At 71.4% G+C, this 13,828-nt stretch carries 10 protein-coding genes; 3 read left to right on the forward strand and 7 right to left on the reverse strand.

The features are described 5' to 3' along the window. Positions 1 to 7 precede the first annotated feature (7 nt). Positions 8 to 931 (forward strand): glycoside hydrolase family 113, encoded by a 924-nt coding sequence (locus ACFWJ8_RS19585; protein ID WP_378814697.1) that lies wholly within the window; start codon positions 8 to 10, stop codon positions 929 to 931. 50 nt (positions 932 to 981) lie between these two features. Further along, positions 982 to 1,890 carry an N-acetylglucosamine kinase gene (locus ACFWJ8_RS19590; protein WP_378814699.1) on the forward strand — a complete coding sequence of 303 codons (909 nt, stop codon included), beginning with the start codon at positions 982 to 984 and terminating at the stop codon, positions 1,888 to 1,890. Between the two features lie 93 nt (positions 1,891 to 1,983). Here the strand turns inward: ACFWJ8_RS19590 and ACFWJ8_RS19595 are convergent, their stop codons facing one another. The 7 genes from ACFWJ8_RS19595 to ACFWJ8_RS19625 form a co-directional block, all read right to left on the reverse strand. Continuing rightward, positions 1,984 to 3,795 carry an ABC transporter ATP-binding protein gene (locus ACFWJ8_RS19595; protein WP_378814701.1) on the reverse strand — a complete coding sequence of 604 codons (1,812 nt, stop codon included), beginning with the start codon at positions 3,793 to 3,795 and terminating at the stop codon, positions 1,984 to 1,986. Beyond that, positions 3,792 to 5,678, reverse strand: coding sequence for an ABC transporter ATP-binding protein (locus ACFWJ8_RS19600; RefSeq protein WP_378814702.1), 1,887 nt, complete (start codon positions 5,676 to 5,678; stop codon positions 3,792 to 3,794). Before ACFWJ8_RS19600 ends, ACFWJ8_RS19595 begins: the two co-directional genes overlap by 4 nt. Before the next feature lie 396 nt (positions 5,679 to 6,074). After that, complete coding sequence (locus tag ACFWJ8_RS19605) at positions 6,075 to 6,584, reverse strand: methylated-DNA--[protein]-cysteine S-methyltransferase (protein WP_378814704.1); 510 nt, start codon at positions 6,582 to 6,584, stop codon at positions 6,075 to 6,077. Continuing rightward, entirely contained in the window at positions 6,581 to 8,131 is a 1,551-nt protein-coding gene (locus tag ACFWJ8_RS19610; RefSeq protein WP_378814706.1) for a DNA-3-methyladenine glycosylase 2 family protein, read from the reverse strand. The genes ACFWJ8_RS19605 and ACFWJ8_RS19610 overlap by 4 nt, the downstream gene beginning before the upstream one ends. A gap of 141 nt (positions 8,132 to 8,272) precedes the next feature. Then, positions 8,273 to 9,877 (reverse strand): bifunctional phosphoribosylaminoimidazolecarboxamide formyltransferase/IMP cyclohydrolase, encoded by a 1,605-nt coding sequence (purH, locus tag ACFWJ8_RS19615; RefSeq protein ID WP_378814708.1) that lies wholly within the window; start codon positions 9,875 to 9,877, stop codon positions 8,273 to 8,275. A 27-nt stretch (positions 9,878 to 9,904) separates the two neighbouring features. Next, the gene (gene purN / locus ACFWJ8_RS19620) at positions 9,905 to 10,507 is read right to left on the reverse strand and encodes a phosphoribosylglycinamide formyltransferase (RefSeq protein ID WP_378814710.1); all 603 of its coding nucleotides are present in this window, start codon (positions 10,505 to 10,507) and stop codon (positions 9,905 to 9,907) included. Between the two features lie 4 nt (positions 10,508 to 10,511). Then, entirely contained in the window at positions 10,512 to 12,137 is a 1,626-nt protein-coding gene (locus ACFWJ8_RS19625) for a DUF6350 family protein (RefSeq protein ID WP_378814712.1), read from the reverse strand. Positions 12,138 to 12,266: 129 nt separating this feature from the next. Here ACFWJ8_RS19625 and ACFWJ8_RS19630 point away from each other — a divergent pair, with 129 nt between their 5' ends. Continuing rightward, on the forward strand, positions 12,267 to 13,751 hold the full coding sequence (locus tag ACFWJ8_RS19630) for an NCS2 family permease (protein ID WP_378814714.1): 1,485 nt from the start codon (positions 12,267 to 12,269) through the stop codon (positions 13,749 to 13,751). Positions 13,752 to 13,828: the final 77 nt, after the last annotated feature.

Below are 13,828 nucleotides of genomic sequence, written 5' to 3' on the forward strand. Positions count from 1 at the left end.
GGCCGGAATGACCTGGGGGTGGACCGGCGTGCGCGGAACCTGGGCCACCGAGGGCGCCGCCGAGTCGATGCGGCTCATGGCCGAGCACGGCGTCAACTGGACGGCGCTGGCCTATTCGGCACTGCAGCAGACGGCGCAGTCGACCGACGTGCGGTTCCGCGACGAGCCGACCGTCACCGACGACGAGATCGTGTGGGCGATCCGCGCGGCGAAGGCGCTCGGGCTCAAGGTGTGCCTCAAGCCCGTCGTCAACGTCGCCGACGGCACCTGGCGGGCCCACATCGGGTTCTTCGACCAGGACGTCCCCGGCGAGCCCACGTGGAGCAAGTGGTTCGCGTCCTACCGCGAGTTCATCGTGCACGCGGCGCGCATCGCCGAGGCGGAGGGCTGCGAGATGCTCTGCGTCGGATGCGAGATGGTGCGCGCCGATGCCCGCGACGCGGAATGGCGCGAGCTCATCGCCGCCGTCCGCGCCGAGTACTCGGGCATCGTCACGTACAACTGCGACAAGTACCAGGAAGACCGCCTCACGTGGTGGGATGCCGTCGACGTGATCACGTCGAGCGGCTACTACCCGATCGACGACTGGGACGCACAGCTCGATCGCATCGAGCATGTGGTCGCGGCATCCGGCAAGCCGTTCTTCTTCATGGAGGCGGGCTGCCCCTCGCGCGAAGGCTCGCCCGACCGCCCCAACGACTGGGCGCTTCCCGGTTCGCCCTCCGGCGCCGAGCAGCTCCGCTACTACGAGGCGATGTTCGCCGCCTGCGACGCGCGGCCCTGGATGCGCGGCTTCATGCTGTGGGACTGGCCGGCCGGGCTGTACTCCCCCGCCGACGCCGCGACGAACGACGACTACTGCCCGTACGGCAAGCCGGCGGGCACGTTCCTGCGGCGCGCATATCGCGAGCGCGCGGGCGGCGACGCATGAGCCTCGTTGGCGTCACAATCGACTCAGGCGAAAGCAAGGGGGACAGCCGCATGAGCACAGTTCTGGCGATCGACGCCGGGCAGACCGGGATCAAGGTGCGCACGGGCGGGCAGGATCTCGTGTTCCCCGGCATCGACACGCACGAGGAGCTCCTGCCGCAGCTGGCAGCCGTCGTGCGAGCCGCCCTCGACCAGACCGGCGCCGACGCGTCCGTCGTGACGGCCGGTGTGTCGGGACTGACGACACGAGAAGCGGATGCCGCCGCCCTCCTCGCCCGGATCGACGAGCCGCGCGTGCGCGAGGTCATCCTCGCGCACGACTCGACAACCTCGTTCCTCGGTGCGCTCGGCGACACGCGGGGCGCGGTCGTCGCGGCCGGCACCGGTGTCGTGACGCTCGCGGTCGGCGCGGAGCACGTCGCTCGCGTGGACGGCTGGGGCTACCTCATGGGCGACGCCGGCAGCGGGTACTGGATCGGCCGCGAAGCGCTCGATGCGGTCATGCGGGAGTTCGACGGCCGCGGCCCGGCGACGGCGCTGCGCGCCGTGGCCGAGGAGCGGTGGCCCGACCTCACGCAGGCCTACATCGACCTGCAGGGCGACCACGAACGGGTGCGCGTCGTCGCCTCGTTCGCCGAGCACGTGGCGCGCCTCGCCGCCACGGGCGATGCGGTGTCGCAGAACATCACGGTACGCGCCGGCGGCGAGCTCGCGCACAGCGTCGAGACCGCGCTGCGGCGCGTGCGCAGCGACGACGCCGAGCGCTTCTCGGTGTGCGCCATCGGCGGCGTCTTCCGCTCCCCGCAGCTGCGCGAGGCCTTCGCCTCGCACATCGCCGCGAGCGAGTTCGAGGTCGCGCTCGTCGAGCCCCGCGGCCACGGCATAGACGGCGCCGTCGCCCTCGCGGGCCTCGGCCCGCGGCATCCCCTCTCGCCGGCCGTGTGGAGCGCCGCCGCCTGACCGGCAGCCGTTCCGGTGGGCCGACCCGGAGACGACGGATGCCCCGGCCCTGTGCGTGGACAGGAGGGCCGGGGCATCCGGGTTCGGGGCGGGTTACACAAGCGACTCGCGCCACGCCGCGTGGAGCTGCGCGAACTTGCCCGTGCCGCTGATGAGGGCGTCGGGGGCGTCGTCCTCGATGATGCGGCCGTGCTCCATCACCAGCACGCGGTCCGCGATCGCCACCGTCGACAGGCGGTGGGCGATGATGATCGCGGTGCGGTCGGCGAGCAGCGTCTGCAGGGCGTCCTGGATCTGCCGCTCGGAGGGCATGTCGAGCGAAGCGGTCGCCTCGTCGAGGATCAGCACCGCCGGGTTCGCGAGGAACGCCCGCGCGAACGAGATCAGCTGACGCTGACCCGCCGACACGCGGCCGCCGCGCTTGTTCACGTCGGTGTCGTAGCCGTCGGGGAGCTCCTCGATGAAGGCGTCCGCCCCCACCGCCCGCGCCGCGGCCTTGATCTCGTCGAGCGTCGCGTCGGGCTTGCCCAGCGCGATGTTGTCGGCGACGGTCCCGCTGAACAGGTACGCCTCCTGCGTGACCATGACGATCGCGCGGCGCAGGTCCTTCGGATGCAGCGAGCGCAGATCGACGCCGTCGAGCGTCACCGCGCCCTTCGTCGGGTCGTAGAACCGCGACACGAGCTTTGCGAGCGTCGACTTGCCGGCACCTGTCGTGCCGACCAGTGCGATCGTCTGGCCCGCCGGGATGTCGAGCGAGAAGTCCGGCAGGATGACCTTGCCGTTGCCGTACCCGAACTCGACCTCGTCGAAGTTCAGGTGGCCCTTCGCCTCCCACAGGTCGACCGGCTGGCGGGGGTCGGGAACCGTGGGCTCCTCCTCCAGCACGCCCGACACCTTCTCGAGCGCGGCCGTGGCCGACTGGTACGAGTTGAGGAACATCGCGACCTCCTCCAGCGGGCTGAAGAAGTTGCGCACGTACAGCACCGCCGACAGCAGCGTTCCGATGAGGAGCGTCCCGTCGACCACCCGGAAGGCGCCCCACAGCAGCACCGCCGACATCGTGATGTTGGCGAGCAGGATGAGGCCCGGGTCGAAGATGCCGTACAGCTTCACCAGGCGCAGGTTCACGCGACGGTAGTCGGCCGACACCTCGCCGAACTCCACGTCGTTGCGCTTCTCCTTGCGGAACGCCTTGACAGCACGGATGCCGGTCATCGTCTCGACGAACTGCACGATCAGCCGCGCGCTGACGACGCGCGACTCGCGGAAGCCCTTCTGCGACTGGAGGTAGAACCAGCGCATCAGGAACGACAGCGGGATGCCCATGACGAGGATCACGAGCGCGCTCTGCGGGTCGATGATGAACAGCATCACCAGCGTGAAGATGCCGTACAGGGCACCCTGCACGAGCTGGTTGAGGCCGCCGTCCAGCAGCTCGCGGATCGACTCCAGGTCGCTCGTCTGGCGCGAGATGATGCGGCCCGACGTGTACGTCTCGTGGAACTCGAGGCTCAGGCGCTGCGTGTGGCGGAAGATCCGCAGCCGCAGGTCCATCAGCACCGCCTGGGTGAGCTTCGCCGACAGCACGACGAACCAGCCGATGAGGGCCGCGCCCGAGACGCCCGACACGATGTACACGGCGGTGACGCCGATCGCCGGCATCCAGTCGGCCTCGTTCACCGCGTAGGGCAGCGCCGTGTTGATGCCGTACCCGATGAGGGCGGGGCCGAGGACCCGCAGTCCGGTCGACACGATGATCACCACGGCGGTGAGCACCACGAGCGGCCGCTTCGGCTTCAGCAGCGAGACGAGGAGGTGCAGTGAGCGCTGACGGATCGCGCGGCTCTCGGCCTTGGTGTAGTCGTGGCGGTCCTCGCCCTGGGTTCCGGTGACGGTGCTCACAGGTTCACCTCCACTTCTTCGGTCGTGACGCGTTCTCGCGCATCGGTCTCTTCCTCGTACTCGGCCTCGAACTCGGCCTCGGCATGCTCCGCCTGCTCGGCCGCAGCGGCCTCGAGGCTGGAGATGACGTGACGGTAGTGCTCGCTGTCGCGCAGCAGGTCGGAGTGCGTCCCCACCGCCGTGATGCGTCCGCCCTCGAGCACCGCGACGCGGTCGGCGAGCGCCACCGTCGAAGGGCGGTGTGCGACGATCAGCGCGGTGGTGGTGGCCAGGACGCGTCGCAGCGCGGCTTCGACGAGCGCCTCGGTGTCGACGTCGAGCGCCGACAGCGGGTCGTCGAGCACGAGCACGGCGGGCTTCGCCGCTACGGCGCGGGCCAGCGCGAGGCGCTGACGCTGACCGCCCGAGAGCGACAGGCCCTCTTCGCCGACGGTGGTGTCGACGCCGTCGGGCAGCTCGTACGCGAACTGCGCCTGTGCGATCTGCAGCGCCTCGTCGAGCACAGCCTGCGCCTCGGGGCTCTGCGGATCGAGGTCGTCACGGCCGAGCAGCACGTTCTCGCGCACCGAGGCCGAGAACAGCGTCGCGTCCTCGAACGCCATCGAGATGTGCGTGCGGAGCTCTTCGAGCCCCAGGTCGCGCACGTCGACGCCGTCGAGCTCGACCGCGCCGCCGGTGACGTCGTACAGGCGTCCGGGGAGCGTGGTGAGCGTCGTCTTGCCCGAGCCGGTCAGACCGACCAGGGCCATGGTCTCGCCCGGGCGCAGCACCAGGTCGACGCCGTCGAGCAGGTCGCGCTCGGTGGCTGCGGCATCCTGGTAGCGGAAGTGCACGCCGCGGAACGCGAGCTCTCCCTTCGGCTCCGCGATCGTCTTCGGCTCGGCCGGGTCGACGATCGTGTTCTCCTCGTCGAGCACCTCGAATACGCGGTCGGTCGCGGTGCGGGCGTCCACGAGGAACGAGAACAGGAAGCCGAGCGACTCGAGCGGCCACCGCATCGCGGTCGCCATCGCGAAGAACGCGAACAGCTCGCCGACGGTGAGCTGGCCCTCGCTGGTCAGCCAGATGCCCAGCAGCAGGCACAGCGCGAAGGCGACCATCGGGATCACCTCGAGCCAGAACCACAGCACGCCGACCTCGCGCGCCTTGCGCAGCTCGGTGCCGCGCAGGGTCTCGACCTGGCGCTGGAACTTCTGCAGCGCGTGCTTGCCGCGGCCGAAGGCCTTGAGCACGCGGATGCCGTGCACGCTCTCCTCGACCGAGGTCGCAAGATCGCCTGCCTGGTCCTGACTCTGCCGCGCGAGCACGCCGTAGTTGCGCTCGAAGCGGTAGCCGAAGAACCACAGCGGGATCGACACGACGAGGAACGTGGTGCCGAGCGCCCAGTGCCAGCGGAACAGCAGGGCCGAGCCGACGATGATCGTCAGCACGTTGACGACCAGCAGGATCAGGCCGAAGATCAGCCAGCGGCGGATCAGGTTGATGTCCTGCATCATGCGGCTCAGCAGCTGCCCCGACTGCCACTTGTCGTGGAACGCGACGGGCAGGCGCTGCAGGCGCCGGTAGAACTGCTGGCGGATCTCGTACTCCACGGCGGTGCCGGGGGTGAGCACGAACGCGCGGCGCAGGAAGATGAACAGCGCTTCCAGCGCGCCCAGCACGAGCACGCCGAGCGACGCCCACACGATGACGGTGGTGTTGCCCGACTGGATCGGGCCGTCGACGACGGCCTGCAGCACCAGCGGGATGATGAGGGTCATCACCGCAGCGCCGAGCGCGGTGAAGAAGCCGCCGATCATCCGCGGCAGTGCGGGTTTGACGAACGGGTAGAGACGGGCGAGCGCCCGCGGGGTGGACAGTCTCTCAGCGGAAGACGGGGTCATGATCCTTGTGGGGTGGGTGGAGCGGAGTTGCGAGCGGATGCCGCGGGATGGGCGCGCCGAGAACACGTCGGTGGGGGCGCTGATGCGTCGTCCTGGAAGGCCAGAACGCGAGGACGGGCGATCCTATGCCGCGGAGGCGGCGGATCTGCGGAGGTCGGCTCGGGGGTCTACCCGGCGTAGTCGACGCGCGTCGTCCCGGCGATGGCAGGAAGGAAGACAATCGGCTTCGTGGTGACGATGGCCTGAGACATGGCTTCCTCCTCGGATCGTGGGATAAGGGCTGGGTGCCGCCGAAACGACACGCCAGCCCTCCAGGGTATACCTGAGAAAAGGCTGAGCGCAACAAGCGCTTTCCGCACCCCCGGAAAGTCTCTGCGCCCAGCCTCTCTCGTCGCTTCACACGAGCGCGGGCACCCCCGCCTCGCGGTCCAGCAGCCGCTGCTTCACCGGCAGACCCCACGCGAAGCCGCCCAGCGAGCCGTCGGTGCGCAGCACGCGGTGGCACGGCACGAACAGCGCGGGCGCGTTGCGGGCGCAGATGGACGCCGCGGCCCGGACCGCGCTCGGCGACCCCAGCAGCACCGCGAACTCGCTGTAGGTCAGCGGACGTCCGGGCTCGATGGTGCGCAGCGCCGCCCACCCGGCGAGCTGCCAGGCGGTGCCGTGCTGCGCGACGGGCACTTCGTCGATGGCGGCGAGGTCGCCCGCGTAGTACGCGGCGACGGCGGCAGCGGCATCCGTCCCGCCCTCGCGGACGTCCGCCGGACGCGCACCCGACGAGAGGCGGGCCAGGATCGCGTCGCGATCCGCGGTCCAGCCCGAGGCGAGCACGTGCCCGCGCTCGTCGGCGAGGAGCGTGAACGCGCCGTCGGGGGTGTTGATGGTCTGAATGGTCGCGGTGCTCATGAGAGGCCTCCGTCGGTTGCGGTGAGGACAGGGGATGCCGCGGCCCGGCGCGCGGGCGCCGGCTTCGGCGGGACCGCACGCCACAGGTGCGCGGTCAGGTAGCTGCGCCAGGGCGCGGTCCGGGCGGCCCAGTCGGTGAGGGGGCGCGCCTCGGACGGGAGTCCGGCCGCCGCGGCGCCCGCGCGCACCGCGACGTCGCCGGGGAGGAACACGTCGGGGTCGGCGAGCACGCGCATGCGCACGTAGTCCGCCGTCCACGGGCCGATCCCGGGCATGGCGAGCAGCGCCGACCGCTGGTCGGCCGCGTCGTCCCCGGCAGTGAGGGTGAGGGTGCCGTCCGCGAGCGCGGCGGCCGCGCCGGTGATCGCCCGGATGCGGGCGGCCGGGCCGCGCAGCACCTCGTGACCGTGCTCGGCGATCGCCGCCATGGCCGGGAACAGGAGCGGGGTCCGGTCGCCGTCGAGGGCCATGCCCGCGAAGGCCGGCACTTCTTCGCCGAGTGCGGCGGTCAGCGCCGTCAGCGCGGTGCGCGCGGCGACGACCGTGATCTGCTGCCCCACCATCGCACGGATGAGCATCTCGTGCGGATCGGCGGCGCCGGGCACGCGGATGCCGGGCAGCGCCGCGACGAGCGGTGCGAGCTCTGCGTGCCGTGACAGCGACTCGTCCACCGCGACGGGGTCGGCGTCGAGGTCGAACAGCCGCCGGGCACGTGTCACGAGCGTCGAGAGGTCGGCGAGGTTCGACAGCGCGGCGCGCAGCCGGACGCGGCCGACGTCGTCGACGCGCAGTTCGAACCACACCGGCCCGTGGGGCAGCCGGAGCGTCCGCGCGAACGACGATGCGGTCGCCACCTCCGCTCCGGCGACGGCACGGGCGGCCATCCAGGCGAAGAGCCCGTCGGCATCCAGCGGCCCACGGTGCGGCAGTGCGAGATCGATCGTCACGCCGGGGGCCAGCGCGTCGAGGTGGCGCGAGACCGGGCGTCGCGCGCGGAGCTCGGTCGGGGGCATCCCGAACACTTCCCGGATCGTGTCGTTGAACTGGCGCACGCTTGCGAACCCCGAGGAGAACGCGACGTCGGCGGCCGACAGGTCGGTGCCGACGAGCAGCATGCGCGCCGTCTGCGCGCGGTGCGCGCGGCTGAGGGCGAGCGGGCCGGCGCCGAGCTCGGCGGTCAGCAGCCGCGTCAGGTGACGCGGCGAGTAGCCGAGGCGGCCGGCGAGGCCGGGAACACCCTCGCGCTCGACGACGCCGTCCGCGATGAGGCGCATCGCCCGGCCCGCGGTGTCGCCACGGAGATTCCACTGCGGCGAGCCCGGAGCGGCCTCGGGAAGACACCGCTTGCACGCGCGGTAGCCGGCCTCGTGGGCGGCGGCGCTCGTCGGGTAGAACGTGACGTTCGACGGCTTGGGGGTGCGCGCAGGGCAGCTCGGGCGGCAGTAGATCCCGGTGGAACGCACCGCCGTGACGAACTGCCCGTCGAACCGGGCGTCGCGCGAATCGATCGCGCGGTACCTCTCGTCGAAGGTCATGGTCAGGCTCATGTCCCTAGCCTGACACGCTCCGCCGACATCGGCTCGCGGAAATCGGACATGACTGTGGGGGCTGTGCACGGCGTCCCGCACCGCGCGCAGACGCACGACGGCCCCGGGCGGAGATCCGCGCCGGGGCCGTCGAGATACGTCTCAGTGGAAGAAGTGCCGCTCGCCCGTGAAGAACATCGTGACGCCCGCGGCCTTCGCCGCGGCGATGACCTCGTCGTCGCGCACCGAGCCGCCGGGCTGCACGATCGCCGTGATGCCGGCGTCGATCAGCACCTGAGGGCCGTCCGCGAACGGGAAGAACGCGTCGGATGCCGCGACCGATCCGGCCGCGCGGTCACCGGCCCGCTCGACCGCGAGGCGGCACGAGTCGACGCGGTTGACCTGGCCCATGCCGATGCCGACCGTCGCCGAGCCCTTGGCGAGCACGATCGCGTTCGACTTGACGGCGCGGCACGACTTCCACGCGAAGATCAGGTTCGTCATCTCGTCGTCAGCCGGACGCTCACCCGACACCAGCTGCCAGTCCTTGGCGACGGACTCGATGTCGTCGGGGAAGCGGTCGGCGTCCTGCAGCAGCAGGCCGCCCGACACCAGTCGCACGTCCATGCGCTCCTGCTGCCAGTCCTCGGGCAGCTGCAGCAGGCGGAGGTTCTTCTTGGCCTTGAAGACCTCCAGCGCGGCCGGCTCGAACGCGGGCGCGACGATCACCTCGGTGAAGATGTCCTTGAGGTTCTCGGCCATCTTGAGCGTCACCGTGCCGTTGGCCGCGATGACGCCGCCGTACGCCGACACCGGGTCGCACTCGTGCGCGCGCAGATGGGCGCTCGCGATCGGGTCGAGTGCGTTGGGCGCGGTGACCGCGATGCCGCACGGATTGGCGTGCTTGATGATCGCGACAGCCGGCTTGACCATGTCGAAAGCGGCGCGCAGGGCGGCGTCGGCGTCGACGTAGTTGTTGTACGACATCTCCTTGCCCTGCAGCTGCGTGGCCTGGGCGATGCCGTGGCCGCCGTTGCGCGAGTAGATCGCGGCGCGCTGGTGCGAGTTCTCGCCGTAGCGGAGGGTGGCCAGCCGCTCGGCGCGGATCGTGAGGTGCGCGGGCAGGTCCTGCTCGGTGAGGGTGCCCTCCGAGAACCAGGTCGCGACGGCGCGGTCGTAGTCGGCCGTGTGCGCGAAGGCCCGTGCCGCGAGCTCACGACGCTGCACGAGGCTCGTGCCGCCGGCGCGGACGGCCTCGATGACAGCCGGGTACGAGGACGGCGACACGACGATCGCGACGTTCGCGAAGTTCTTGGCCGAGGCGCGCACCATGGCGGGGCCGCCGATGTCGATCTGCTCGACGACGTCGTCGCCCTGCGCGCCCGAGGCCACGGTCTCGACAAACGGGTACAGGTTGACCACGACGAGCTCGAACGGCGAGATGCCGAGCTCGGCGAGCTGCCGCTCGTGGTCTTCGAGGCGCAGGTCTGCGAGGAGTCCGGCGTGCACACCCGGGTGCAGCGTCTTGACGCGCCCGTCGAGGGATTCGGGGAACCCGGTCACGCTCGACACGTCGGTGACCGCGTAGCCCGCCTCGCGCAGCAGCGAGGCCGATCCACCGGTCGACACGATCTCGACGCCGGCTTCGGCCAGCGCCGCGCCGAGCTCGAGCAGGTCGGTCTTGTCGCTCACCGACACGAGCGCCCGGCGCACCGGGACGACGTCGCGCTGACGATAGAGGGCGGGGTCGTGGCTCGGTCCGGCCATGTCGGTTCTCCTCGAGGGGGTGGGGGGTCAGAGCTGGGCGTTCGCGGACGCCGCCGCGAGATCGAGGTCGCCGGTCGCGACGCGGCGCACCACGTCGATGAGCAGGCGGCGCTCGACGGGCTTGATGCGCTCGTGCAGGGCGTGCTCGTCGTCGCCCGGCAGCACGGGCACGCGCTCCTGGGCGAGGATCGGCCCCGAGTCGACCCCGTTGTCGACGATGATGACGCTGGCACCGGTCTGCGCGACGCCCGCGGCGAGCGCGTCGCGCACGCCGTGGGCGCCGGGGAACTCGGGCAGGTAGGCCGGGTGGGTGTTGACGATGCGCGGCGACCACGCGTCGACGAGGTCGGCCGGCAGCAGGCGCATGAGCCCGCTCAGCACGACGAGGTCGGGCTGCCACACGTTCAGCTGCTCACCGAGCTCGGCGCCCCACTCCTCGCGGCTCGCGAAGCGCGCGAACGGGACCATGAAGGTCGGGATGCCGTACTCCTCGGCGTGCGCGAAGCCATCGGCCTCGCGGTCCGCGCCGACGACCACGATGCGGGCGGGGAACTCGGGATCGGCCGCCGCGTCGAGCAGAGCGCGCAGATTCGACCCTGTGCCCGAGATGAGGACGGCGACCGTAAGCACCCGATCAGTCTAGACGGGGCAGGTCGATCGGCTCGGTCACGGCTTCGGGGCCCCGCTCGCGGCGGGGGGCGCCCTTCTCCGACCGCGCGGGCGGCGTGCGCATCGCGCTCCACGCGGCGGTGATCGCGGCGAGGTCGGCGGTGTCGTCGAGGTCGGGGATCCGCGGGGTCTCGGGTGCGGCATCCCGCTCCCCCGTCGCCAGCGGGCGCTCGTCGGTCGTCGCAGACCGGGATGCCGCCCACGGGTCGCCCTCGCCGTGCCCTGGGCCGCGGGCGGCCTCGGACCGCGCGACGGGCGCGAGCAGCAGGATCGCGGCACCGATCAGCACCTCGATGCCGACGGCCAGAGCGACCGGCCCGGGCCGGGGACCGAACTCCGCGAGCCGCCCGGGACCGAGCGAGCCCGAGGCGACGAACGACAGGAGCGCGGCGGCGCCGGCACTGACCACCGCGATGCCGAGCGCGATCACGAAACGGGCGGCGACCGGCTCGTCGACGCGAGACTCCTGCTCGACCGTGGGCTGCGGCTCCGGCTCGATGACCGTCGCCGACGCCAGCAGGCCCGAGAGCGCGGCTGTCTTCCCGTCGTCGAACCGCGACGACGCCGGCTCTTCGCGGGCCCCGGGCTGCGGCATCCGCACGGCCCCGCGCCCCACCAGCCGCGACCGGGTGATCCAGCCGGCGAGCGCGCCGAGCGCGACGGGCACCAGCGCGAGCAGCAGCAGCCACGTGGTGGTGGTCTCGGGCACGACGCCCAGGAGAGGGATGCCGGGCACGACGCCGACCTGCGTGCCCGCGGGCGAGACCGCGGTGCCGGTGCCCACGGCGAAGCCGGGACCCGCGACGAACGACATGCCCCACACCACGAGCGTCGGCAGGTAGGCGAGCTGCCCCAGGGTGATGACGGCCGAGCCCGCCGGGTCGACGCCCGCGGCCTGGAACAGGGCGACGATCTGACCCGATCGGACGAACAGGGCCACGGCGAGCAGGAGCGCGCCGGCGCCCACGAGCCCGGTCACGACCACGGCGGTGCCGCGCGCGATGAGCGCGGGCGTCCTGCCCCACCCGTGCGGGCGTGCCTCGATCGCATCACGCATGCGCGCGATCGCGCCGGAGCCGGCCTCGCGCCATTCGGTGACGACGGCCGCGCCCAGGGCGGGCACCGCGAACACCAGGGTCGGCAGGAGGATCGCCTGCCACAGCGCGACGCTCGCGACGTCGTTCGCACCGGTCAGCGCGGCGCCCGCGGTCAGCGCCGCGAAGACGGCGGTCGACGTCGCGACGCCGGTGACCCACGCGTCCGCGTGCGACGCGCGCGCACCGGAGCGCGCGGCGAACACGGCGGTGAACGTCGCGAACGCGAGCGGCGCCAGAGAGAGGACGAAGGATGCCGCGTCCGCGTCGATGCCCGTCGCGGCGAGGTATTCCGGAGGCAGCGTGAGGTGCAGCGGAACGAGGTTGCCGAGCTGCCACACCGAGACGCCGGCCGGCCACAGCACGCCCCAGTCCGCTCCCCCGCCGAAGCCGAACACCCACAGCAGGGTCAGCGGGGCAAGGGTCGCCGCAAGGCCGACAGCCACCGCGATGGCGGCGTCGACGGCGGAGAGGAGGGCGACGATGAGGCGATGCATTGCGCACTCGACCCTACTTCGAGCCGCCGCGGCCCCGGAGTCGCCCGCGCGGAGGGCGGAGGCATCCGTTCAGCGAATCCCCAGGTTGGGCTGCGAGCGACTAACGTTTCTGCTCGGAGGTCCCCACATATGAGCACAGACTCGCCCGCGCCCGAGAGCGTCATCGACGCCGATCCCACCCCCGCACCGGAATCCGCGACGCCGGAGCCGAAGAACGGCTTCGACCGCTTCTTCGAGATCACCAAGCGCGGCTCGACCATCGGCACCGAGGTGCGCGGTGGTGTCGTGACGTTCATCACGATGGCCTACATCGTCGTGCTCAACCCGATCATCCTCTCGGCCGGCACCGACGTCGCGGGCGACAACCTCGCGTTCCCCGCCGTCGCCGCGGTCACCGCGCTGACCGCAGGCGTCATGACGATCCTGTTCGGACTAGTCGCACGCCTGCCCTTCGCGTTCGCCGCGGGTCTGGGCATCAACTCGTTCCTCGCGTTCAGCGTCGTCGGACAGGTCACGTGGCCCGAGGCGATGGGCATGGTGGTCATCAACGGCGTCATCATCGTGCTGCTGGCCGCGACGGGCCTGCGACGGCTGATCTTCGACGCCGTCCCCTACGAGCTGAAGATCGCGATCACGGTCGGCATCGGCCTGTTCATCGCCTTCATCGGCTTCGTGGATGCCGGCTTCGTCACCGCGACGGGCCAGAACTCCCCTCCGGTCGGCCTCGGCATCGCCGGATCCATCGCGACCATCCCGACGGTCGTGTTCGTCGTCACGCTGCTGCTCACCGCGATCCTCGTCGCCCGCAAGGTCAAGGGCGCGCTGCTGATCGGCCTCGTGTCGGGCACCGTCCTCGCGGTTGTCATCGAGGCGACCTGGCACCTGGGCTCGGCGGTCGACAACCCCGGCGGCTGGGGCCTCTCGGTTCCCGCGCTCAACGGCAGCCTGTTCGCGCTCCCCGACCTGAGCCTCGTCGGCGACGTCAGCTTCGACTTCAGCAAGGTCGGCTTCCTGACGGTGATCATGCTCGTCTTCACGCTCGTGTTCACGAACTTCTTCGACGCCATGGGCACCATGACCGGCCTCTCCAAGGAGGCGGGCCTCGCCGATGAGAAGGGCAACTTCCCGCGCCTGAAGAGCGCGCTGGTCGTCGAGGGCGTGGGCGCGATCGCCGGTGGCCTCACCTCGGGCTCGTCGAACACCGTGTTCATCGAATCGGGCTCGGGCATCGGCGAGGGTGCGCGCACCGGCTTCGCGAACGTCATCACCGGTGTGCTGTTCCTGCTCGCCATGTTCCTCACGCCGCTCGCGCAGATCGTGCCGAGCGAGGTGGCCGCTGCCGCGCTGGTGATCGTCGGCGCCATGATGATGGCGCAGATCCGCGATCTCGACCTGGGCGACTTCTCGATCCTGCTGCCCGTGTTCCTCACGGTCGTGGTGATGCCGCTGACGTACTCGATCGCCAACGGCATCGGCGCGGGCTTCGTGGCCTGGGTCGTCATCCGGTCGCTGTCCGGCAAGGCCCGCGGGATCAGCCCGCTGCTGTGGGTCGTGGCCGCCGGCTTCGCGATCTACTTCGCCCGCGGACCGATCGAGCAGCTCCTGGCCGGCTGACCGGACCCAGAAGACCGAGTGGATGCCGGCGGCCGAGGCCCCCGGCCACCACATATATTTAGAGGGGTGAGCGCCGC

It is taken from the genome of Microbacterium sp. NPDC058389 (genome assembly GCF_042722305.1).
Lineage (GTDB): Bacteria > Actinomycetota > Actinomycetes > Actinomycetales > Microbacteriaceae > Microbacterium.

Coding starts and splice junctions, on each gene's coding strand:
- ACFWJ8_RS19585 (WP_378814697.1), top strand. CDS start 8: ATGACCTGGGGGTGGACCGGCGTGCGCGGAACCTGGGCCACCGAGGGC.
- ACFWJ8_RS19590 (WP_378814699.1), top strand. CDS start 982: ATGAGCACAGTTCTGGCGATCGACGCCGGGCAGACCGGGATCAAGGTG.
- ACFWJ8_RS19600 (WP_378814702.1), bottom strand. CDS start 5,678: ATGACCCCGTCTTCCGCTGAGAGACTGTCCACCCCGCGGGCGCTCGCC.
- ACFWJ8_RS19605 (WP_378814704.1), bottom strand. CDS start 6,584: ATGAGCACCGCGACCATTCAGACCATCAACACCCCCGACGGCGCGTTC.
- ACFWJ8_RS19610 (WP_378814706.1), bottom strand. CDS start 8,131: ATGAGCCTGACCATGACCTTCGACGAGAGGTACCGCGCGATCGATTCG.
- purH (WP_378814708.1), bottom strand. CDS start 9,877: ATGGCCGGACCGAGCCACGACCCCGCCCTCTATCGTCAGCGCGACGTC.
- ACFWJ8_RS19625 (WP_378814712.1), bottom strand. CDS start 12,137: ATGCATCGCCTCATCGTCGCCCTCCTCTCCGCCGTCGACGCCGCCATC.
- ACFWJ8_RS19630 (WP_378814714.1), top strand. CDS start 12,267: ATGAGCACAGACTCGCCCGCGCCCGAGAGCGTCATCGACGCCGATCCC.